Raw genomic sequence first — 21,407 nt, 5'->3', positions numbered from 1 at the left:
TTCGGTCCTTCTCGTCCGGTGGCGGAAAAAGAAGAGGCCAGCGTGCGCCTTTGCGGCGCGGCTGTCCGTCAGACGGCGCCTACAGATGGGTTCCGGCCGTGGGTCCGTGCCCACCGGCCGCTACGAAAAAGGCAGCACCTTGACGTCGAATACCCGCTCGCCGAGCCAGATGGCCGCCACCAGCACAGCGAGCGCCGAGCCGCCGCGCAGCACCAGCGGCGGGTAGCGCTGCCAGTTGCGCAGCGCCAGCAGGGCGGCCAGCGCCACGGCCACCACCATGAGCTGGCCTGCCTCCACGCCGAGGTTGAACTGCAGCAGCGCGATCACGAAGTCGTGCAGCGGCAGGTCGAGCTCGGCCAGCGCGCCCGCGAAGCCGAAGCCGTGGATCAGCCCGAACAGGAAGCTGAAGAGCTTGCGGCGCCCGCGCAGCACCGGATAGATGTTGTCGATGGCGGCCAGCATGATGGTGATCGCAATGCCGGGCTCGATGATGCGCGGCGAGATGGTCACGATCTTCAGCCCCGCGAGCGCCAGCGTGATCGAGTGCGCGATGGTGAACATGGTGACGATGCCGAGCATCGGCCAGACGGCTTCGCGCCACGCGAGCACCGGTGCCCAGCCGCCGTCGCGCCGGCGCAGCACGGCAGGCAGCAGCAGGCAGATCAGGAACAGGATGTGGTCGTAGCCGATGAGGATGTGGTGGATGCCGTCGCGGAAGAAGCCGCCGTCGGCTCGGGTTTCCGCATCCGCGCCCGCCGCGCCGGCGCTGCCCGGCCAGGGCACCGACACCGGCCCGGCGGACGGATCGAGCGAGCGCACCGTGGGCTGCGCGCCGCCGGCTCCTTCCGATTCCACGCGCAGCAGGCCGCGGTGCGTGGGGTCGACTTCGCGGAAGAGGCGGTAGTCGATGTCGAGCGCGGCGCCTGTCTTGCATTGCGCCTGCAGGCGCAGCACGAGGTAGGCGCCGTCGATGCGGTCTTCGATGGCGGGCTGCTGCGCTTCCGCCGGCACGCATTGGCTCTGCCCGAGGCGCAGGCGTGCAAGTGCATAGGCGCGGATGTCCGGCAGGCGTGCGCGCACCTCGCCCCAGCTGAGCTTGCGGTCGGCGTTGGTGTCGAGGTCGAGCATCGCGTCGAGGTCGCGCAGCGCGATGTCCCAGCGCAGGTCGATCATGTCGCCCTTGCGCTGCAGTTGCAGGTAGGCGTCGCTTGCCTTGTGGGCGTGGGCCGGCGCCGACCCGAAGAAGAGCAGAGCGACCAGCAGCACGGCCAGGCCGGCGCGTTCAAGGCATCGCATCGACACGCGCATCCTTCAGTCCGATCTGTTGCATCAACGCCTTCACTTCGCCGCGCGCAGCGGCGTCGTTGGCGGCCGAGGCTGCACGCGCGAACACCAGCAGGTCGACGGGCTCGCGCTGAAGCCTGACGTTCAGGCGCGCGAGTTCGAGCGCGCGCTTCGGGTCGTTCTGCACGTCGAGCGCGAACATGGCTTCTTCGCGCGCGTGCAGCGCGGTGGTGCCGGGGCGAAGCGCGGCGGCCTCGAAGCGCCGGCGCAGCTCGTCGGCCTCGGCCCGGGCGCTCCTGTCGCGCGCGGCGACCCCGGCGATGGCCAGCCGCAGCAGCACGGCGTCGCTGCGCGCTTCGCCGGCCAGCAGTTTCGGGATTTCGGCATGGCGCCCGACGCGCTGCAGATAGTCGCTGTAGGCCAGCAGCAGGTAGCCGGAGCGCTGCGCCGCCACGGCCTTGCGGTAGGCGGCGTCGGCTTCGGCCTGGCGGCCCGCCAGTTCCTCGATCTCGGCGACGCTGGTCAGCAGCCACTGGCGCGTGCCGGCCTTGGCCGCGTCGCGCAGCGCGGGGTCTGCCAGCAGGGCCTGCAGCGATTGCCGTGCGTCGGTGTGGTTGCCGCGCAGCCCGGCGTTCTCGGCGAGGCAGGCCACGGCGTAGAAGGAGGGGCCCGCGCGTCCGAGCGATCTGCAGGCGGCGTCCGACTCGCTGTAGCGGCCGCGCACGCGAAGAATGGTGGCGAGCGTGATCCACGCCTGCGCATCGTCGGGGCGCCTGGCGAGCGCCGCCCTGAGGGCGGCTTCGGCCCCGTCGAAGTCATGCAGGAACTGCGAGACCGTGGCGCGCATGACCAGCACGGCCGGCGGCGTCTGCGCCAGCGGTGCTGCCTCCCATGCCTGCAGCGCGCCCATGGCGTAGCCGGCATAGCGTGCGTCGCCCTGTTCGCGCGCCAGTTCGAGGTAGGTGGAAGCCGCGGCGATGGCGGTGGCCTCGTCGTCCGGCCGCTGCGCCAGCTCGCGGCGCAGCCGGCGTTGCTCGCCGGACCATCCGGCGACGACGGGCAGTGTCTCCACCACCTCGTCGTCGCTGGTGGGTACGCGCGGCACCGCATGCGCCGCGAAGGCGGCCAGCGCGAGTGCGGCGCCTGCCACCCATGCTGTCGCGGATGCGGTCCGGCGCATGTCGGTGCTACTGGGTGGCGACCGGCTCTTTGGTCTCCGACGTCGGCGGCGGGTCGAAGGCGGCCACGTTGGCCGGTTCGCTCGTGTCGAGCATGGTGGCGACCATGGCCTGCACATATGCGACGAACAGGTCGTAGGGGTCGGCCTGCGCGGGCGGCGGGTTCTGCGGCGGGGTGTTTCCGCCGACCGGAAACGGGAATGGGTAGAACCCGCCCCCGCCGCCACCTCCGCCGCCGCAGCCGGCAAGGGCTGTGGCCAGCAGCAGGGCGCCGCCGATGCGATGGATGTTTCGGTTCATGCCGTGCTCCCGGTTCACGGTGCCGAGGCGTTGACGGCGCCGGGCAGCGGGGTGTTCAGGTACGGGAAGGCGGCGGGGAACTGCGAGGGGCTCTGCAGCGCGCCGTCGGTGATCGCCGCGCCGCCTGCCGGCGCATCGCTGGGCTTGCAGCCGACCTTGAGCGCGTCGTTGGCGCCCGTCAGGACGCACAGGGCGCCCATGGCCACGCGCAACTCGATGTCCACCACGTCGTCGCCCGGGCGACGTCCGTTCGGGAAGCCGGCGTTGTCGCCGCCGGCCACGCCGAGATTGCTCTGGTTCGCCATCGCGGTGGGGGCGATGCTGGTGTTCAGTCGCAGCATTTCCGAAGCCTTGACGTTGGCGGGCTTGTTCAGGCCGTCGATGCCTGTCAGGAAGGCCGCGACCAGGTCGGTGCGCGGGAAGTTCGTCGGTGCGGGTGCGCTGGGGTACAGCGTCTGGATCAATGCCGGCAGCGTCGGATTGGTCACGTAGGTGGCGAACTGGCCGTCGTCCATCGGCCTGGAGCTGTTGAACTTGTCCTTGTCCTTCAGGCCGATGACGACTTCGTTGACCAGCGGCATGCCCAGGCGCGAGACCTGTGCCCAGGCGCCGCCGTTGAGCGTCGTGGTCCCGTGGCCGCTCTTGGGCGGGCTGGCGATCAGGCGGCCCTGGCGCGCGCTGGCCGTGGTCCAGCCGCCGATGATCGGGCCGGTGCCGCCCGCGGTGAGGCAGGAGGTCGGCACTTCGAGTGCCAGCGTGCTGACGTTGCGCGTGGCCAGCGTGCCCGTGCCGTAGGCGCTGGTCGAGCCCAGCGGGTTCAGGTTGATCAGGTCGAACACCTGGCCCAGCGCGACCGCGAACGGGTCCTGGCGCTGGCCCGCGAACACCCGGCCTCCGGCGGCGCAGCCCGGAATGTTGATGTTGTAGATCTGCTGGGCGGCATAGGCGGCGTAGCCGTTCGGGCCTCCGAAGGTCTTCTCGCCGATGTTGTCGGTCGGACGGTCGAACACGGTGGAGCCGTCGGCGGCATTGGTGACGGCGTAGGCCTGGCCCTTGCGGCGGTCGCCGCGCACGACGGTCAGCGTGAATGTCTCGCGCAGGTTGCTCGTGGCCTGGTTGGGCGCCGAGATCTGGCCGGCCTGCACCAGCGGGATCGAGACCTGCTTGCCGGAGATCGGCAGCTGGATGTCGCGCAGCGTGTTGGTGAAGCGGAACTGGAAGGTGAGGGTTTCCATGGCGCTGCCGGTGTTGTCGATATGGATCTCGTACAGCCCGTTCGGGTCCATCGTGAAGTAGTTGGGCCCGCCGTACGGGCCCTGGTCGGGCTGGTAGTTGGCGATCAGCGTCACGAAGTCCTGGCGGTTGGGCTCGTAGCTGCGGAACATGTAGAAGTCGGTGCCGTCCAGCTTGGGCATCCCCGCGATCGAGGGCGCCTCGCGGTGGCTGGAGGCGAATGCGCCGACGGCGGCGACCGCACTGAGCGCGAGAACACAGGCCTGTACAGGCGTTTTGGTCAATCTCATCGACGTCACCTCGGTAGTGAAAGTGTTGGGGTGGGCACGGACGGATCGCGTGGCCCCGGCGGGGGCGGCGCTGTCTGAGTACGGGCAACAAGTTCGCTTGGATGTGTCGATGCGGCTAGGTGCTTGCTCGCTTGCCAATCCTGCCGTTTGGGCGCACTCGCTCACGCACGCACGTACGCGGGCGGGCGGGGGCTGCCCGGTCGCCTGCCGTTCGATGCGGACGACCGGCCTCAGGTCGCCCAGATGCGCGGCGTGCCCGCGGGCAATTGCCACAGTTCGCCACGCCATGCCTGCCAGACCTGGCGCAGCAACTGCATCGCGGGCTCGACCACGGGCGCCAGCACGCGCAGCACGACAACTTCGGCGTGCGGACTGGTGGCTCCGGCGCTGTCGAGCAGGGGGCTCGCCTCGAGCAGCGTGCGCGCGTGCGCAAGAAGGGCGTCGCGCCGCGCGCGCGCCACCGGCGAGCCCGCCACGAAGAACAGCGAGGCCATGCAGCGGTGTCCGCCCAGGCCGATGGGGCTTTGCAGCAGCCGGTGGTCGGCCGCGTCGATGCGCCCGCGTTCCAGCCATGTGCCGGGTACCTCGATGTGCTGCAGGAAGGTGCCGCGTTCGAAGGGCTGGTTGGCATTCGGCAGGCCGAGCGCGGTGACGTCCCAGCCGATCAGCTCGGCACCAGGCTCGACCTCGATGGAAAGCCGGTTCTCGGCGCGGCAGCCGCTGTAGCAGATGGCTTCGAGCGGCAGCCATTCGAGCCGCGCGCCGGCTGCGAGGCGGATGCGCGTGCGCTGCAGCGCCAGCTCGCCTTCGGAGCGGTAGAAGCGGGAGGCGCCGGGCGTGGTGATCAGGCCATGGCTGCCGTCGGCGGCCTCGATGTCGATGTCGAGCGTGTCGCCGCCGACAAGGCCGCCGGGCGGATGCACGAGCACGTTGTGGCACACGGCATCGCCCTCGGGGTACAGGCTCTGCAGGATGCGCAGCGGGCCATCATGGCGGAAGCGGGCGACGGTGCGGGAGGCTTCCTGCCGGTAGGAGAGATGGAGACGGGCGTGCCAGGGCATGCGGCGAGTCTAGTGGCCCCGCTTTCAGGTCTTCCAGGCGCCGTCGTGGGCGGCACTGGCCTCGTCGATCAGCGCGGGCCCGATGCATTCGATTGGATGCGGCGAGGCGCGAAACACATCGCGGCACGACAGCTCTGCATCTCGCTGGTCCTGCCGCTCGCCTCGGAACACGCGCAGCCGCTCGGCGTCGATGCCGAACACCACGCGCCCGATGTTCGACCAGAAGATCGCGCCCGCGCACATCACGCAGGGCTCGCCCGAGGCATAGAGCGTGGCGCCGGCCAGCTCCTCGCGCGAGATGTTGCGTCCGGCCAGCGCGCGCAATGCGTTGACTTCGGCATGGGCTGTGCAGTCGCCCGTTTCCGTGTTGCTGTTACCGGCCTCGGCCAGTATCTCGCCGGAGGCCGAGACGATGACCGAGCCGAAGGGGCGGTTGCCCCGGCGGCGTGCAGCGTGCGACCAGACGATGGCCTTGCGCAGGTAGCGGCCGTCGCGCTCGTCGAGCGCGGTTTCCGCGGGGTAGGGGATGCCGTTGTTGTTGCTGGTGGTGTTCATGCCTTGGGGAGGGAGCGTTCGCTGCGCGATGGAAGCATCGACGTGTTGAAGATGGCGTCGGAGGCGGGCTTGATCTTGAGACCGAAGACATCGGCCACCTCGTCGACCTGCTGCTCCAGCGTGAGCTTCTTTATATCGCCGAGGCCGTGGCCGCGGGTGTCGGCGGCGCCCACGTACTGCGCGGTGATGCCCCAGCGCTCGAGTTCGATTTTCTCATCGAGGATGGGCTCGCGCTGGCGCATGGCCGCGATGCTGGGCGCCGGGTTGGCGAAGGTCTCCACGATGGCCCGGTTGCTCGCGCGCAGGAAGGCGGCCACCACCTTCGGGTTCTGTGCGATCAGGTTGCTGCCGGCGAGGATGGCGTTGCCGTACAGGTTGACGCCTGCGTCGGCGTACTTGAGCACCGAGAGCTCCTCCGGCTTCATGCGCGCGAAGAGCGACACGGCCGAGTCGTGGAAGTAGGTGGCGGCGTCGACGTCGCCGCGCACCATCACGTTGTCGCGCGCGCTGAAGTCGGTGGTCTGCCACTGGAAGGCGTCGGCGCGCATGCCCTGCTTGCGCGCGACCATCGGCCAGGCGCGGCGGGTCGATTCGACGGCCGCCGCCGCGACCTTCTTGCCCGCGAGGCTCTTGAAGTCGGCGGTCACGCCACGGTCCTTGCGGCCGATGATCACGAACGGTGCACGGTTGTAGTACTGGTACACGGCCTGCACCATCGGCGTGCCGGGGTTCTGCGCGTTGAACTCCACCAGCGAGCTGATGTCGCCCAGGCCCAGCTGATAGACGCCGCTGGCGATGCGGGTGATGGAGGCGACCGAGCCGGCACCGGTGTCGATGCTCACGTCCAGCCCTTCGTCGCGGTAGTAGCCCTTGGCCAGCGCGAGGAAGAAAGGTGAGGTCTGCCCGTTGATGCGGAAGTCGAGCGTGAACTTGAGCGGGGTGAGCTTGCCGTTGCCGCCTTGGGCAAGAACGGCGGGGGCGGCAAGGGCTGCGGCGCTGGCCGCGAGGAAGGATCGACGTTGCATGTGGGGCCTCGGAAGCTTCGTGTCTTGAATCCGTTCGCCCCTTCCTGTGGAACGGGCGGCGGGTGTTTCAAGAGCAATTTCCGGGCGGGCGCACAGTCATGGTGCGTGCGCTGCTGAACGCTTCTACTCTTGCGGCAGGTGATGCACGACGCATGCCAAGGGCCCTTCGCGAGCATCTTGCCGGGGCGTTTTGCTCGGGCATCGGGGCGGGGGCTTGGAGCGGCGGCGCGGCCGCGCCACAATCCGGGCGCGCAATTTGCAAGGCATCTTGCGCAGAGTAGAAGCGTTCAGCCGTGCAATGCCCCACGCATCCAGGCAGGAAATTGCTCTTTCACGTTCGTCCCACACGACCACAGAAGGAGTCCGCGCATGCTCGTCACCCAACAACCCGTCTTCCGCAAGTTCTGGCATGCCGTCATGCCGCTCACCGAACTTGCCAACGGCCCGAAGCCTTTCAGGCTGCTGGGCGAAGACATCGTCCTCTTCATCGACTCCGACGGCCAGCCCGCCGCGCTGCGCGACCGCTGCTGCCACCGCACCGCGAAGCTGTCGAAGGGCTGGTGCGTGGACAGCGAAGGCCAGGCCTGTGGCACCGGCGCGATCCAGTGCGGCTACCACGGCTGGACTTACGACCGCAGCGGGCAGGTCATCCGCATTCCGCAGTACGAGCCCGACCGGAAGATCTCGCCGGACTACCGCACCACGGCCTACCACTGCACCGCCCGCTACGGCTATGCATGGGTTGCGCTGGAGGAGCCCATCGCCGGGATTCCCGCCATTCCCGAGTTCGACGACCCGGGCTACCGCACCATCTTCCAGTTCTACGAGGAGTGGCAGACCAGCCCGATGCGCGCGCTGGAGAACTCCTTCGACAACTCGCACTTCAGCTTCGTGCACCGCGCCACCTTCGGCGTGGCCGCGAGTCCGAAGCCGAGCAAGTACGAGCTGGTGGAGAACGACTCGGGCTTCTACGCGGAGACGGTCATCGAGGCGACGAACCCGGTGAAGTTCCATGCGATCAGCGGCGTGACCGACCCGATCACCACGCGCCACATGCGCAACGCGTATTTCCTGCCGTTCTCGCGCCGGCTCGACATCGAGTACCCGAGCGGCGTGCGCCACATCATCATCAACTGCTTCACGCCCATCGACGACGGTCGCATGCAGCTGTGCCAATGGCTGTTCCGCAACGACACCGAGGCCGACTGCGCGGCGCAGATGCTGATCGACTTCGACGAGGAGATCACGCGCGAGGACAAGGACATCCTCGAATCGACCGACCCCGACGCGCTGGTCGACACGCGCCGGCGCGGCGTGGAGTATTCGATGGAGTCGGACCGCCCCGGCATGCTGATCCGCAAGCACCTGATGCAGCTGCTGGCGAAGCATGGCGAGGCGGAGGTCTATCGCGGCATGAGCAGTGCCGTGATTCCGATCGCAAAGGCCGCCTGAGCGGCCCCTGCATCAAGCGCATCAAGCCGGCGCGGTCGTCGGGTTCGGGCGCGTTGCGCGCGACGAGCCCGTTTCGTAGCGGTCCATCGCCAGGCCGTCCGTGCGGATCTCCGGGCGCTGGCCCATCACCATGTCGGAGATGAGCTTGCCCGAGCCGCAGGCCATGGTCCAGCCCAGCGTGCCGTGGCCCGTATTGAGGAACAGGTTGGCGTAGCGCGTGCCGCCGACGATGGGCGTGCTGTCGGGCGTCATCGGGCGCAGGCCGGTCCAGAAGGTGGCGCGCGGGACGTCGCCGCCGGGGAACAGGTCGGTCACGACCTTCTCGAGCGTGGCGCGGCGGGCCGGGTTCAGGCGCAGGTCGAAGCCGCCCAGCTCGGCCATGCCGCCCACGCGGATGCGGTTGTCGAAGCGCGTGACTGCCACCTTGTAGGTTTCGTCGAGCACGGTCGACTGCGGCGCCAGCGATTCGTCGAGCAGCGGCACGGTCAGCGAATAGCCCTTGACCGGGTACACCGGGATGTCCAGCCCCAGCGAGGCGATGGCGGCGCGCGAGTAGCTGCCGAAGGCCATCACGTAGCGGTCGGCCGTGAGGATCTTGCCGGCGGTGGTGCGCACGCCGGTGATGCGGCCGCCGTCGGTTTCGAGGGCGGCGATGGTCTGGCCGAAGCGGAAGTCCACGCCCATTCCGCGTGCGATCTCGGCGAGGCCGCGGGTGAACAGGTGGCAGTCGCCGGTCTCGTCGTTGGGCAGGCGCAGGCCGCCGGTGAGCCGGTCGCGCGCGCCGGCCAGTGCGGGCTCGATGCGGGCGAGGCCGTCGCGGTCGAGCAGTTCGTAGGGCACGCCGCATTCCTCGAGCACGGCGATGTCGCGTTCCACGGCGTCGAGCTGGGCCTGCGTGCGGAACAGTTGCAGGGTGCCGCCGGTGCGCTGCTCGTACTGCAGGCCGGTGTCGGCGCGCAGTTGCTGCAGGCAGCCGCGGCTGTACTCGGCCACGCGCATCATGCGTTCCTTGTTCACCGCGTAGGCCTCGGGCGAGCAGTTGCGCAGCATGGCGGCCATCCAGCGCAGCTGGAACAGCGTGCCGTCGGGGCGAATGGACAGAGGCGCATGCTTCTTGAACATCCACTTGATTGCCTTGAGCGGAATGCCCGGCGCTGCCCACGGCGTGGAGTAGCCGGGCGACACCTGGCCGGCGTTGCCGAAGCTGGTTTCCTCGGCGGGGCCGTCCTGCCGGTCGAGCAGGGTGACCTCGGCGCCGGAGCGCGCGAGGTAGTAGGCCGTGGTGGTGCCGATCACGCCGCCGCCGAGAACGATGACTTTCATGGTGTATTCGCCGATTCAAATGGAATGAATGGAATCTAAAGTCCTCAATGCAGTGGATTCCACTGATTTCAGCGATTCGGCAGTGGAATACACTGCCGCCTATCGTCCAAGGCCGCCTCCGAAGTGAAATGCCCGAACTCGACCGGATAGACCGCAAGATCCTCGACGTCCTGCAGCGCCAGGGCCGCATGTCCATGACCGAGCTGGCCGAGCACATCGGCCTGTCGGCATCGCCGTGCGCCGAGCGCGTGAAGCGCATGGAACGCGACGGCGTCATCACCGGCTACCACGCCCACGTGTCGCCCGAGGCGCTGGACAAGACGCTGCTGGTGTTCGTCGAGATCAAGCTCTCGGCCAAGTCGGGCGACGTGTTCGACAAGGTGCGCAAGGAGCTGCTGCACATGCCCGAGGTGCTCGAATGCCACCTGGTGTCGGGCAGCTTCGACTACCTCGTGAAGGCACGCCTGAGCGGCATGAGCGAGTACCGGCACCTGCTGGGCGACATCCTCAAGAAGCTGCCGGTGGCGGCCGAGTCGCACAGCTACGTGGTGATGGAAGAAATCAAGGAAACGCTGATGCTGGCCGTGGACCGCTGAACCGATGAGCACGAACAACGACGTTCCCGACATCACCATCCGGCCCTGGCGCGTCGACGACTTCGACGCGGTGAAGGCCATCCTCGACGACACCTTCGCCGGCACCTGGCTGCCGGAGCTCACGCCCGAGGCCGCCCAGGCCTACAAGGAGAGCGGCGAGCCCGCGGGCTACATCGACGAGATGGGCCCGGCCTTCTTCGTGGCCGAGATCGACGGCGAGGTGGTCGGCATGGTGCATTGGGAGCGCGACTTCGTGCACGCGCTGCACGTGCCGGCAGCGCACCAGCGCAAGGGCATCGCCCGGGCCCTGATGGCCTTCGCGGAAGACGGCATGCGCGCCGACGGCGTGGAACTCGCGCGGCTCGAAACCGACACCTTCAACACGCAGAGCCAGGGCTTCTACCTCGCGCTCGGCTACCGCGAAGCCGACCGCTACCCTGATCTCGAATGGCACAGCGGCTTCACCACCATCCTGTACGTGAAGACGCTTTCTCCCCGAATCGCAACCCCTTCTCGGAGCAAAACCGCATGAGCATCTCGATCCGCCGCGACGGCACCACCGGTACGCGCCACATCCTGAAGATCCGCAACCACGAGATCCCGGTCGACGCCTCGCCCGCCGGCGGCGGCAGCGATGCCGGCCCCGAGCCGCACGACCTGTACGACGCCTCGCTCGCGGCGTGCAAGGCGCTCACGGTTCTGATCTACGCGCGCCGCAAGGGCATTCCGGTGGAAGACATCGAGGTCGTGGTCGATCGCGACGACAGCGAGGAGCGAAAGGGTGTCTACCGACTCAAGTCGGGCCTGCGCCTGAGCGGCGAGCTGACCGAGGCGCAGCGCGACGAGCTGCTGCGCGTGGCCGGCAAGTGCCCGGTGCACAAGCTCATGACCGAGGTGAAGACCGAGATCGAGACCGGCTGGGCCGAGTGATCCGGCTTGCCGGCCTCGCCGGTCAGTGCAGCACGCGGTAGGTGCGCACCGCGCGCAGCAGCGCCCACAGGCCGGCTTCGGCCGGCACATTCTTTTCGTTGAACGCGACGGCGATGTAGACGTCGTCCGCCGGTATGTAGGCCACGATGCTCGTGAAGCCCTCGATGCCGCCGCTGTGGCCGAGCATCAGTCCGGGCCCGTCGGGCACGTCGTAGAGCTGCACGCCCATGCCGTAGAAGGAGTTGCTGCCCGCATAGGGGCCGAGCATGGCGGGCATGCCGGTGAACATGCGATGCGCCGATTCGCCCGGCAGCACCTTGCCCCCGAGCAGCGCGTGCCAGAACACGGCCAGGTCGCCCGCAGTCGATGCCAGCGCGCCCGCTGCGTAGGGCGTGGCGTACTGGTCGGGTGCGTCGACCGGCCGGCCGGCCGCATGGCCCGTGACGACGGGCAGTTCGACACCCGGCTTGCGCATGGCCGTGTGCGTGAGCGCCAGCGGCTTGACGAGCCGCTTCGAGAGAACCTCCGCGAACGGCGCCCCGTCGATCTTCTCGACGATCATGCCGAGCATCGCGTAGCCGGTGTTGCTGTAGCTCCAGTTCGTGCCAGGACAGAACTGCGGCTTCTGCGACGTGCCGAGCGCGACGACGTCGGCGGGCGTGCGGTAGGCTGTTCCCAGCGACGGCAGCGCGTTGAAGCTCACGAGTCCGCTGGTGTGGCGCAGCAGTTGCTCGATGGTGGTGAGCTTTGCGTTCGGCGCGTCGGGAAACCACTTGTCGATGGTGTTGCCAAGCTTGAGCCTGCCTTCCTCCACGAGCTGCAGCACGACCGCCGCCGTCAGCGTCTTGGCGGTGCTCGCGACCTGGAACTGCTGGTCGGGCATGACCGGCTGCGGCGGTTCCTTGCGCGCCAGGCCGCGCGTCGCGGTCCAGATGCCTTCGCCGGGAATGGCGACGGCCACGCTGGCGGCGGGAACGTGCTGCAGCATCTTGTCGAGCGCGTCGCCGAGGGCTGTCTGCAGTCCGGTGGGGAGCTGGCCGTCGATGGGACGCTTGAAGTCCTTCTGCCAGACCGTGTCGGGTGCGTTGCGCATCTGTGGACCTGCCCAGGCGGGAGAGGGCGTGCATGAGGTCTGCGTCATGCCCGGCGAGGCATGCAAGGCCGCGCACAGCGCGAGCAGCGCGGTGGCGGACTTCGCCTGTCTCGTCACTTCGCTGCCTCGGCCCGCGTGCGCGCAGCCTCCACGCGCTTGGCATAGCGGTCTCCCCAGTCGGCCAGTGGCGCGAGCGCCGCATTGAGCGTGGCACCCAGCTTCGTTTCGGAGTACTCAACGCGCGGCGGCACTTCGTGGAACACCTCGCGATGGACGATTCCGTCGGTTTCCATTTCGCGCAGCTGCTGGATCAGCATTTTTTCGCTGATGTCGGGCAGTGCCCGCTTCAGCTCGCCGAAGCGCAGCGGCTGCACATGCAGTTCCCACAGGATGACCGCTTTCCACTTGCCGCCGATCACGTCGAATGCCGGGCCGATGCCGCAGTTGTAAGGTTTTTTCGATTTCACACGGATCCCCTCGAATAGGTAATACATACATTTTGGTAAGTACCTAACTTAATTGTAGGTACTTGACCATTGGGATGCTCAATTTCTACGATTCGCTCATCTTCACAACCCGCAAGCGAATCGTCATGAGCAGCAAGAGCAACGACATCAAGCAAGTTTCCGTTCTGGGCCTGGGAGCAATGGGCGAAGCCATCGCACGGCTCTATCTCGACCAGGGCTACAAGGTCACGGTGTGGAACCGCACGGCAGGCAAGGCCGATGCGCTGGTCGCGAAGGGCGCGGTGCTGGCGCGCAGCGCGAGCGAAGCAGTGCGCGCCGCGAAGGTCGTCGTGATGTGCGTCTACGACTACCGTGCCGCCGACGCCATCTTCGCGCTCGACGGCGTCGCCGCCGCCATGGACGGCCGCCTGCTGGTGCAGCTCACCACCGGCAGCCCTCAGGACGCGCGCGATGCGCAGGCGTGGGCGCACGCGCAGGGCGCCGCATACCTCGAAGGCGCGATCCAGGCCGCGCCCGACCAGATGGGCCAGCCCGACACGCCGTTGCTGGTCTCCGGCGCGAAGCCGGTGTTCGACGAAGCCGAACCGTGGCTGAGGGCATTGGCCGGCGGCATCGTCTACCTTGGTGAAGCGGCGAGCGCGGCTGCGGCCATGGACCTTGCAACGCTCTCCACCATCTACGGCACGATGCTCGGCTTCCTGCACGGTGCGCGCATCGCCGAGCACGAAGGCTTCGACGTGGCCGAGTACGGCCGCATCGTCGCGGGCATCATGCCGACCTTCGCCGGCTTTCTTCAGCACGAGGGCTCCGTCATCCAGTCGGGCGACTTCGCCATCTCGCAGAGCCCGATGCGCATTTCGGTCGAGGCGACGCGGCGCATCCTGCAGGCGGCGCAGGCCTCGGGCATCAACGCTGAATTTCCGGCTTTCGCGGCAGGGCTCTTCCAGCGCGCAGACGACGCGGGGCTCGGCGGCGAGGAACTCGCGGCGCTGATCAAGCTGCTGCGCGCCAAGGGGTAATCGGCATAGCTCAGGCCCATGTCATGAACTGGATGGCGCGCAGCACCTCGGCCTCGCGCTCCATGAAGAAATCGCCGTGGCTGGTGTTGTCCAGGGTCAGCCGGTTCGTGGTCGTGAGCGCTGCCACGAGCCGGTTCGAATCCGCAATGCGGACGCTCCGGATGATGCGCAGGTAGTCCGCGGCGTCCTTCTGCGTCTTGGCATCGAGCGGCAGTTCCAGCCAAGGGAACATGTCGCGGTGGTTTGCGGGCAGGGCGGTCATGACCAGTGAAGGCGCGCGCACGGCCTTGTAGTCGGGCGAGAACGATCGAGAGGCTGTTTCCATGGCGTCATTCACTTCGCTGGGTGTGTTGAGACTCACGCTTCCGTCGGCATGGATGTCGAGGCTGTCGCGCAGGTTCGCCTCATGTGTGGGCCCCCAATTCTTCGAGTTGCGGCGGAAGAAGGCGATGGCGGCCTGCAGCGAGCGGCCGTCCTCCGGCTTCGGTTCGGGTTCTTTGAGCAGTAGTGGGTTCGCCGGGACGTCTTCCTCGCCAATGTCAGGGTTCGCCGTGTAGTCGAAGGTCGTGTCGAGGTAGATCAGGCCCTGCGTGCGCTCGGGATAAAGGGCTGCGAAGCGCGTGAGTTCGTTGCCCGCGATCGAGTGGCCGCCCAGCACCGCGCGCCGCACACCCAGTGCGTCGAGCACGACCTTCAAGTCGGCCACGAGCGTGTCCACCTCGTAGTACTGCGTGGCGGTCTTCACGGGCAGCGGCTTGTCCGAGAGGCCATAGCCGCGGCGGCTGATCGCGATCACGCGCGACTTGGCCGCCAGCGCGGCTGCAAGGCCGTCGAAGCTGCGTGCGTTGGCGCCGAGCCCGGGCAGGAATACGAAGACCGGTCCGGTGCTGCGAGGCGGCTGCCAGTCGCGCACCTGCAGCGAGACTTCGGGCGAGCTCGACACCTTGATCCGGCGGTCGATGACGGAGATCTTGCCCTCGCCACTGCCGTCCCGAGGGCCTTCGCCGCCGGCAACCGGGGTGGTATCCGGGGTAGCACTCGGTCCGGCAGCGGGGGGCGCGGCAGGACCGATGCCGGTGCCGACACCGGGCCCGATGACAGCACCGCCGTTGCCGCCGCCACCGCAGGCTGCGAGCCCGGCAACGCTGCCCAGTGCCATGGCATGAAGAATGTCTCGCCGCCGGGGACGGATGCGGCGCAGATGGTCGCGAGGGACAGGAAGGGGGGGTGAACGATTCATTTCAGTACTCCGGTTCCGTGTGGGTATGAGGGATGGCTGCAGTGTCCGGGCCACACCTGAAGGTCCGCTTCGGCATTCATGAAGATTTCCTGAAGTACCGCGCAGCCGCTTGGCAGATACTTCCGCCCACATTCCGGAAACGGAGTGGTCCGTTCACGTGGAGGCTCATGAATCTCTTGCTTGTTGAGGACGACCTTGACCTCGGCAATGGCGTGCGCATCGCGCTGGCCAATCAAGGCATGGATGTGGTGTGGGTCCGCAGACTCGACGACGCCTTGCGCACCCTCGACGGCGGCACCTTCGACATGGTGCTGCTCGACCTCGGCCTGCCCGACGGCGACGGCCTGGACCTGCTGTTCCGCTTGCGCCGCGACCGCCAGATATTGCCTGTGCTGGTGCTCAGCGCGCGCGATGCGCTCAACGACCGGTTGAGAAGCCTGGACGACGGCGCCGACGACTACCTGGTCAAGCCCTTCGCGCTGGCCGAGTTGCTGTCGCGCGTTCGTGCGCTTGCACGTCGCAGCTACGGCTTCAACGACGAGACCATCCGCATGCGCGGTCTTGCGCTGCACGAGCCCACGCGAGGCGTGATCGTCGACGGCGAACCGGTGGAGCTGTCGCGCTGCGAGTTCGACCTGCTGGCGCTGCTGCTCAAGCGCACCGGCCGCGTGGTCACGCGCCGCGTGATGGAAGAGCAGGTGCTGCCCGGCGGACAGGCCAACGGCAGCAATTCGCTCGAGGTGCACATCTCCAACCTGCGCAAGAAGATCGGCCAGGGCTACATCCGCACGGTGCGCGGCATCGGCTACGTGATCGACGTGCAATCGCTGGCGCGGAGCACGCAGAAATGATGCAGGCGCTGGCGCAGCGCTGGAAGAACTGGAAACAACCTTCCCTGATGCGGCGCCTGCTGCTTGCGCAGATGGGCGTGGTCGCCTTGCTGTGGACCATGGCCATCGCCCTGCTGCTGTACGACTCGTACGAAGACCCCGAGCTGCTGAAGTTCGACAAGATCTTCCAGACGGTGATGGCGATCGCGAAGAACACCGCCGACCGGCCCGACAAGCAGCAGGAAACCATTGCCGCCTTCGATGCCGCGCTGCTCGAGACCGTGGGCGACGGCGACGCCGCCTCGGACACTTCGCCCGTCCTGCAGGTGTGGCAGGGCGACAGGCTCATCTATCGCTCGACGGCGGCCGTGCCCGTCATCCTCAACACCGTGCCGAACCGCATCGAGACCGTGAAAGCGGGCAACCGCGAGTGGCGCGCCCGCACGCTGGCTTCGCCCGATACCGACATCCGCGTGATGCTGGCCGAGCCCAGTGTCTGGCGGCTGACGGTCACCGTGATGTACCGCGGCTACTACCTGCTGCCGCTGGTCATCAGCCTGCCATTCCTGATCTTTCCCGCGTGGCTTTCGGTGCGCCTCGCGCTGCGGCCATGGCGCCGCGTGAGCCAGGAAACCGCCGAACGAGGGCCGGCCGACCTCACGCCGCTCTCGTACACGCCGCCGCACAAGGAGCTGCAGCCGCTGGTGCAGAGCATCAACAGCCTGCTGCAGCGGGTGCGCGACAGCACCTCGCGCGAGCGCAGCCTGATCGCCGACGCCGCGCACGAGCTACGGACGCCGCTGGCCGCCATGCGCGTGAACGTGGAGGCGCTGAAGGAGCAGAGCACCGACGAGCACCAGCGCGAGCTCATGGGCAACCTGCTGCGCAGCAACGACCGCGCGGCGCGGCTGGTGGGACAACTGCTGCAGCTGATGCGCAGCGACGCGGTTTCGGACAGCGCGCTGCCCGTGATGCTGTCGTTCGACGCGCTGGTCCAGGACCGGCTGGCCATGATCGAAGGCCTGGCCAGCGCCCGCGGCGTCGAGCTGGAACTGGAGTGCGAAGACCGCGTGCCGGTGCTTGGCGAGCGCGAAAGCCTGGTCTCGATGATCGACAACCTCATCAACAACGCCATCAAGTACAGCCCGCCCGGCGGCACCGTGGTGGTGAACGTGGCGCGCGATGGCTCGCAGGCCCTGCTGACGGTGGCCGACCAGGGCCCCGGCATTCCGCCGGCGCTGCGCGAGCGGGTGTTCGACCGCTTCTTCCGCAACCCCGACCAGAGCCAGAGCGGCAGCGGGCTGGGGCTGGCCATCGTCAAGTCGGTGGTCGACCGGCACGGCGGCGAGGTGAAGCTCGGCGAGACCGCGAGCGGCGGCCTGCTGGCCACGGTGCGGCTGCCGCTGGCCATGGCCGATGCGCCCCAACCCATGCTGTGCAGCTGAAACCTCCCCCGGCGCACGGCCAAAGGGCGCGTTCAGGTCCATTTTGGGGCGAGGAATTACACTACCCGGCGCTGTTTACAGGACACTTTCCAAATGAAGTGGGTCATTCTTGCCATCTTCGCGCTCAGCGCGCTCTACGTTCATTTCCGCGGCCAGGTGCGGCATCGCTTCTTCAGACAGCTCTCTGATCACTCGACCTTCCTCGCCCCGCTGAACGTCTTCATGTACCTTTTCTCGAAGGTGCCGGGTACGCCCTACCTGTCGCCGTCGCAGTTTCCCGAGATGCGCGTGCTCGAGGAAAACTGGGAAGTGATCCGCGAAGAGGCCCTGGCCATGCGCAACGGCGGCGGCATCAAGGCGTCGAGCCAGTTCAACGACGTGGGCTTCAACTCCTTCTTCAAGAGCGGCTGGAAGCGTTTCTACCTGAAGTGGTACGACGACGCGCATCCCTCGGCCGCCGTGCTGTGCCCGCGAACCACCGAACTGCTCAAGGGCATCGGCACCATCAAGGCCGCCATGTTCGCCGAGCTGCCCCCGGGCAGCCGCCTCGTGCGCCACCGTGATCCCTTCGCCGGCTCGCTGCGCTATCACCTGGGGCTGTGGACGCCGGGCGTCGAGGGCTGCTACATCGACGTGGACGGCCAGCGCTACCACTGGCGCGACGGCGAGGCCGTGGTGTTCGACGAGACCTTCATCCACTACGCCGAGAACACGACCGACCACGACCGCGTGATCCTGTTCTGCGACATCGAGCGCCCGCTGAAGTACCGCTGGGCCAGCGCCGTGAACCGCTGGTTCGCGAAGAACCTGCTGGCCGCGGCCAGCTCGCCCAACGATGCGGGCGACAAGACCGGCGGCATCAACCGCGCCTTCAAGTACATCTACCAGATCCGCGTGGTCGGCAAGCGCCTGAAGGCGTGGGACAAGCGGGTGTACTACCTCGTGAAGTGGGCCATCTTCGGCGGCCTGGCGCTCTGGATCTTCTGGTAAGCCGTTTCTTTCACGGCCTTCGCTGAAGGCCGAACGCGGTCGCGAAAGCCTGCGCGACCGCTTCGACATTGCGGCTGCCCTCGTCCGAGTTGCGCCAGACCAGCGAGAGCTTGCGAAACGGGGCGCGGCTTCCCAGGCCCACCTCGCGGACCGCATAGGCATCGACCAGCGGGCGCCTGGGCTGCGGCACCACCGAGACCCCCAGGCCTTGGGCGACCATCGCGACGATGGCGTCCATCGACCGAAGCTCCATCACGCAGCGCGCATCGGGCTTCAGGCTGCGTACATACCGCGCGGCGACACGTCCCCCCGAAAGAGACAGGTCGTAGCCGATCCAGTCGCAGGTTTCCAGCAATTGCCTGACCGTCTTCCCCGGGGCGTTCGGCGGCGCCAGCAGCACATAGGGCTGGCGGTGCAACTCCTGCCATACCAGCCGGCGCGAGCCGCCCGATTCGGGGCGCACCAGCAAGGCCACGTCGAGGCGCGCTGCCTTCAGTTCCGAGATCATCTCGTCGCTGTCGTTCAGGGGCGGGACCACCACGTCCAGCGACGGGTGCTTCTGCCGCAGCGCATGCAGCGCCTGCGGCAGCACATCGCTCTGCATGCTGGTGATGACGCCCACCCTGATCCGGCCCGCCACCTCGACGACAGGGCGCGAGCGCAGCATCTGCAGCCTGTGGGAGAAATCGCCCACCGCGCTCACCACGTCGCGGGCGAAGTCCGTTGGCACCACCACCCGCGTGGAGCGGTCGAACAGCGGTCTTCCGAAGTACTGCTCCAGCTGCTTGACCTGCAGGCTGACCGCGCTCGGGCTGCAGCCGACGACACCCGCGGCGGCGGTGAAACTGCCCTGCTCGAGAATGGTGCGCAGCGTGACCAGCATGGTGAGATTCATGAGAAATCCTCACAGTTGGTGTTTGTATATCTCGCTTTACTCATTCTAGGGCGTGCCTACGATCACTCCGGTCCATTCCAACAGCCAGCCAGACCGGAAGCACCCGATACATGAATCAGACCAGACGTCATCGTCTCGCGCGCGCCAGGAGCCTGGTGTGCACCCTGGGGCTCGCATTCGCCGCATGGCAGGCGCATGCCGCCGCCGCGTGGGTTCCAGAGCGCCCCATCCACCTGATCTCGCCGAGTCCTCCGGGCGGGGGCACCGACGCGGTCTCGCGCCTGCTCGCGGCCAAGCTGGCCGAGCAGGCCGGATGGCAGGTGGTGGTCGACACCAAGCCCGGCGCGGGCAACAACATCGGCCTGGAATTCGGGGCGAAGTCGCCGCCCGACGGCTACACGGCCGTGCTCGGCGAAACCAGCAACCTGACCGTCAACCAGTTCCTCTACAAGAAGCTCAGCTTCGATCCGGTGAAAGACCTCGCACCGGTCGCGCTGGTCGGCACGGGCGTGTCGGTGCTCGTGGTGAACGCCGCCAGCCCCATCGACAGCCTCGCATCGCTGCTGGCGACCGCGAAGAAGAAGCAGCTCGCCTATGCATCCTCCGGCAACGGAACCGTCGGGCACCTTGTGGCCGAGAGCCTGCGCGTGATGGCCGGGGCCAATGTGCTGCACATTCCCTACAAGGGCGGCGGCCCTGCCATGACGGACCTGCTGGGCGGGCAGGTCGACTTCTACATCTCTTCCCTGGTTTCGGCGCTGCCGCTGATCAAGGACCGCAAGCTGCGCGCGCTGGCCGTGACCTCGGGCACGCGCGATGCCTCGCTGCCCGAGGTTCCCACCTTCATCGAGAGCGGCTTCAAGGGCTTCGAGTACTACACCCTCTACGGCGTCGTGGTGCCCGCGAAGACGCCCGACAACATCGTGCGAACCATGAATGCGGAGATCAACAAGGTGCTCGATTCGGCCGAGGTGCGGGCCAATCTGGCTGCACGCGGCGTCTATGTGCGCACCGGAACGCCGGAGGCGTTCAACACTTTCCTGAACAGCGAGAGAAAGAAATGGGCGGAGGTCGTGAAAGCGTCCGGCGCGACGGCCGAATGACGCAGCAGACCTCAGCCATGGCCACTCCCGAGGCCGAAGATCGCGGCACCGTGGACCTGCGCAGCGACACCGTGACGCGCCCCACGCCGCAGATGTACGACCGCATCGCATCCGCGTCCCTCGGTGACGACGGGCTCGACGGCGACCCGACGGCGCTCGAACTGGAGGCGGAAGCCGCCCGGCTGCTGGGCAAGGAAGCCGCGATGTACGCCCCCAGCGCGACCATGGCCAACCTGCTGGCCATCCTCGCCCAGGCCGGCCGGCAGGAAGTCGTCCTCGCCGAAGCGGCATCGCACATCTACGTGACCGAGCGAGGCGCGGGCGCGCTGACCGGGGCGTTCTATCAGCCCATTGCCGGCGTCGACGGTGCCATGGACCTGGGCCTGCTCGCGCAGGCACTCGAGCCGGGCCGGAACAAGCTGCGCACCGGACTCGTCTGCCTGGAAACCTCGCACAACAACGCAGGTGGGGCGGTGTTGCCACTCGCTCATATGCAGGTGGTGTTCGAGGCGGCCAAGGGCGCCGGCGCCACGGTCCATCTGGACGGCGCGCGAATGATGAACGCGGCGGTGGCACTGGGCGTGCCTGCCGCGGAGATCACGGCCTTTGCAGATACCGTTTCGCTGTGCCTCTCCAAGGGACTGAGCGCGCCCATGGGGGCCGTGCTCGCGGGGCCCGCGAGCACCATCCAGCGTGCGAGATGGCACAGGAAGCTGCTGGGGGGCAGCCAGCGGCAGGTCGGGATCGCAGCGGCAGCGGGGCTGGTCGCCATCACCACCATGGTGGGCCGGCTTGCGGACGATCACGCATGCGCGCGCCGTCTCGCTCATGGAATCGGCCGGCTCCCGGGGCTTTCCGTCAACGAGCCACAGACCAACATCGTGCAGGTCGACGTGAGCGCCACCGGGTTCGATGCGGCGCGGTGGGAAGCCGAACTGCGGAAACTGGGCGTACTGGTGCGGACCTGGGGCAGGAACAGGCTGCGCTGCGTCACCCATCGCCACACCGGCGAGCGCGAAATCGACGTGGCGCTGGATGCATTCCGCGTCGTGGCCGGGCGGGGCGATGGCACGCCGGCAGGCTGACCGAGCCGCAGCC

The 21,407-nt window shown here is 67.9% G+C and carries 22 protein-coding genes; 10 read left to right on the top strand and 12 right to left on the bottom strand.

Annotated elements, in window-relative coordinates:
- Positions 1 to 120 precede the first annotated feature (120 nt).
- The 7 genes from EJO71_RS02155 to EJO71_RS02125 form a co-directional block, all read right to left on the bottom strand.
- On the bottom strand, positions 121 to 1,296 hold the full coding sequence (locus EJO71_RS02155; RefSeq protein ID WP_240651247.1) for a HupE/UreJ family protein: 1,176 nt from the start codon (positions 1,294 to 1,296) through the stop codon (positions 121 to 123).
- The gene (locus EJO71_RS02150) at positions 1,283 to 2,464 is read right to left on the bottom strand and encodes a tetratricopeptide repeat protein (RefSeq protein WP_125947020.1); all 1,182 of its coding nucleotides are present in this window, start codon (positions 2,462 to 2,464) and stop codon (positions 1,283 to 1,285) included. Before EJO71_RS02150 ends, EJO71_RS02155 begins: the two co-directional genes overlap by 14 nt.
- A gap of 7 nt (positions 2,465 to 2,471) precedes the next feature.
- Positions 2,472 to 2,762: a hypothetical protein gene (locus EJO71_RS02145; protein WP_125947021.1), complete on the bottom strand. Its 291-nt coding sequence runs from the start codon at positions 2,760 to 2,762 to the stop codon at positions 2,472 to 2,474.
- A 14-nt stretch (positions 2,763 to 2,776) separates the two neighbouring features.
- Complete coding sequence (locus EJO71_RS02140; protein ID WP_125947022.1) at positions 2,777 to 4,285, bottom strand: DUF4331 domain-containing protein; 1,509 nt, start codon at positions 4,283 to 4,285, stop codon at positions 2,777 to 2,779.
- Between the two features lie 230 nt (positions 4,286 to 4,515).
- Positions 4,516 to 5,346: an urease accessory protein UreD gene (locus EJO71_RS02135; RefSeq protein ID WP_125947023.1), complete on the bottom strand. Its 831-nt coding sequence runs from the start codon at positions 5,344 to 5,346 to the stop codon at positions 4,516 to 4,518.
- 24 nt (positions 5,347 to 5,370) lie between these two features.
- Positions 5,371 to 5,901: a nucleoside deaminase gene (locus EJO71_RS02130; RefSeq protein WP_125947024.1), complete on the bottom strand. Its 531-nt coding sequence runs from the start codon at positions 5,899 to 5,901 to the stop codon at positions 5,371 to 5,373.
- Entirely contained in the window at positions 5,898 to 6,926 is a 1,029-nt protein-coding gene (locus tag EJO71_RS02125; RefSeq protein ID WP_125947025.1) for an ABC transporter substrate-binding protein, read from the bottom strand. Before EJO71_RS02125 ends, EJO71_RS02130 begins: the two co-directional genes overlap by 4 nt.
- 369 nt (positions 6,927 to 7,295) lie before the next feature.
- On the opposite strand from EJO71_RS02125, the gene EJO71_RS02120 reads away from it, so the two are divergent.
- Positions 7,296 to 8,378, top strand: a complete 1,083-nt coding sequence (locus tag EJO71_RS02120) for an aromatic ring-hydroxylating dioxygenase subunit alpha (protein ID WP_125947026.1) — start codon at positions 7,296 to 7,298, stop codon at positions 8,376 to 8,378.
- Between the two features lie 21 nt (positions 8,379 to 8,399).
- On the opposite strand, the gene EJO71_RS02115 is transcribed toward EJO71_RS02120, so the two are convergent.
- Complete coding sequence (locus tag EJO71_RS02115; RefSeq protein WP_125947027.1) at positions 8,400 to 9,701, bottom strand: D-amino acid dehydrogenase; 1,302 nt, start codon at positions 9,699 to 9,701, stop codon at positions 8,400 to 8,402.
- 128 nt (positions 9,702 to 9,829) lie between these two features.
- Between EJO71_RS02115 and EJO71_RS02110 the strand changes: the two genes are divergently transcribed.
- From EJO71_RS02110 to EJO71_RS02100, 3 genes are read left to right on the top strand one after another with little or no spacing between them, the layout of a single operon-like run.
- Positions 9,830 to 10,297 (top strand): winged helix-turn-helix transcriptional regulator, encoded by a 468-nt coding sequence (locus EJO71_RS02110; protein WP_093197485.1) that lies wholly within the window; start codon positions 9,830 to 9,832, stop codon positions 10,295 to 10,297.
- 4 nt (positions 10,298 to 10,301) lie between these two features.
- Positions 10,302 to 10,829 carry a GNAT family N-acetyltransferase gene (locus tag EJO71_RS02105; protein ID WP_125947028.1) on the top strand — a complete coding sequence of 176 codons (528 nt, stop codon included), beginning with the start codon at positions 10,302 to 10,304 and terminating at the stop codon, positions 10,827 to 10,829.
- Positions 10,826 to 11,227 carry an OsmC family protein gene (locus EJO71_RS02100; protein ID WP_125947029.1) on the top strand — a complete coding sequence of 134 codons (402 nt, stop codon included), beginning with the start codon at positions 10,826 to 10,828 and terminating at the stop codon, positions 11,225 to 11,227. The genes EJO71_RS02105 and EJO71_RS02100 overlap by 4 nt, the downstream gene beginning before the upstream one ends.
- Positions 11,228 to 11,249: 22 nt before the next feature.
- On the opposite strand, the gene EJO71_RS02095 is transcribed toward EJO71_RS02100, so the two are convergent.
- A complete protein-coding gene (locus tag EJO71_RS02095; protein ID WP_125947030.1) occupies positions 11,250 to 12,437 on the bottom strand; it encodes a serine hydrolase domain-containing protein in 1,188 nt (395 codons plus the stop codon).
- Positions 12,434 to 12,787: a helix-turn-helix domain-containing protein gene (locus tag EJO71_RS02090; RefSeq protein WP_093198433.1), complete on the bottom strand. Its 354-nt coding sequence runs from the start codon at positions 12,785 to 12,787 to the stop codon at positions 12,434 to 12,436. Before EJO71_RS02090 ends, EJO71_RS02095 begins: the two co-directional genes overlap by 4 nt.
- 125 nt (positions 12,788 to 12,912) lie before the next feature.
- Between EJO71_RS02090 and EJO71_RS02085 the strand changes: the two genes are divergently transcribed.
- Positions 12,913 to 13,806, top strand: a complete 894-nt coding sequence (locus EJO71_RS02085; protein WP_125947031.1) for an NAD(P)-binding domain-containing protein — start codon at positions 12,913 to 12,915, stop codon at positions 13,804 to 13,806.
- Between the two features lie 10 nt (positions 13,807 to 13,816).
- On the opposite strand, the gene EJO71_RS02080 is transcribed toward EJO71_RS02085, so the two are convergent.
- Complete coding sequence (locus tag EJO71_RS02080; protein ID WP_125947032.1) at positions 13,817 to 14,965, bottom strand: alpha/beta fold hydrolase; 1,149 nt, start codon at positions 14,963 to 14,965, stop codon at positions 13,817 to 13,819.
- A gap of 248 nt (positions 14,966 to 15,213) precedes the next feature.
- Between EJO71_RS02080 and EJO71_RS02075 the strand changes: the two genes are divergently transcribed.
- From EJO71_RS02075 to lpxO, 3 genes are all read left to right on the top strand, one after another.
- The gene (locus tag EJO71_RS02075) at positions 15,214 to 15,897 is read left to right on the top strand and encodes a response regulator (RefSeq protein ID WP_093197474.1); all 684 of its coding nucleotides are present in this window, start codon (positions 15,214 to 15,216) and stop codon (positions 15,895 to 15,897) included.
- Positions 15,894 to 17,321, top strand: a complete 1,428-nt coding sequence (locus tag EJO71_RS02070) for an ATP-binding protein (protein ID WP_125947033.1) — start codon at positions 15,894 to 15,896, stop codon at positions 17,319 to 17,321. Before EJO71_RS02075 ends, EJO71_RS02070 begins: the two co-directional genes overlap by 4 nt.
- A gap of 93 nt (positions 17,322 to 17,414) precedes the next feature.
- Entirely contained in the window at positions 17,415 to 18,311 is an 897-nt protein-coding gene (lpxO, locus tag EJO71_RS02065) for a lipid A hydroxylase LpxO (RefSeq protein WP_125947034.1), read from the top strand.
- A 10-nt stretch (positions 18,312 to 18,321) separates the two neighbouring features.
- On the opposite strand, the gene EJO71_RS02060 is transcribed toward lpxO, so the two are convergent.
- On the bottom strand, positions 18,322 to 19,206 hold the full coding sequence (locus EJO71_RS02060; protein ID WP_125947035.1) for a LysR family transcriptional regulator: 885 nt from the start codon (positions 19,204 to 19,206) through the stop codon (positions 18,322 to 18,324).
- Positions 19,207 to 19,316: 110 nt separating this feature from the next.
- On the opposite strand from EJO71_RS02060, the gene EJO71_RS02055 reads away from it, so the two are divergent.
- Both EJO71_RS02055 and EJO71_RS02050 read left to right on the top strand, forming a co-directional pair.
- Positions 19,317 to 20,309, top strand: coding sequence for a tripartite tricarboxylate transporter substrate binding protein (locus EJO71_RS02055; protein WP_125947036.1), 993 nt, complete (start codon positions 19,317 to 19,319; stop codon positions 20,307 to 20,309).
- Positions 20,310 to 20,326: 17 nt separating this feature from the next.
- On the top strand, positions 20,327 to 21,394 hold the full coding sequence (locus EJO71_RS02050; RefSeq protein WP_240651248.1) for a GntG family PLP-dependent aldolase: 1,068 nt from the start codon (positions 20,327 to 20,329) through the stop codon (positions 21,392 to 21,394).
- Positions 21,395 to 21,407: the final 13 nt, after the last annotated feature.

It is taken from the genome of Variovorax sp. 679, assembly GCF_003952185.1.
Classification (GTDB): Bacteria; Pseudomonadota; Gammaproteobacteria; order Burkholderiales; family Burkholderiaceae_C; genus Variovorax.
Note: the sequence above shows the minus strand (reverse complement) of the source record. Positions and strands in the feature narration are given on the sequence as shown.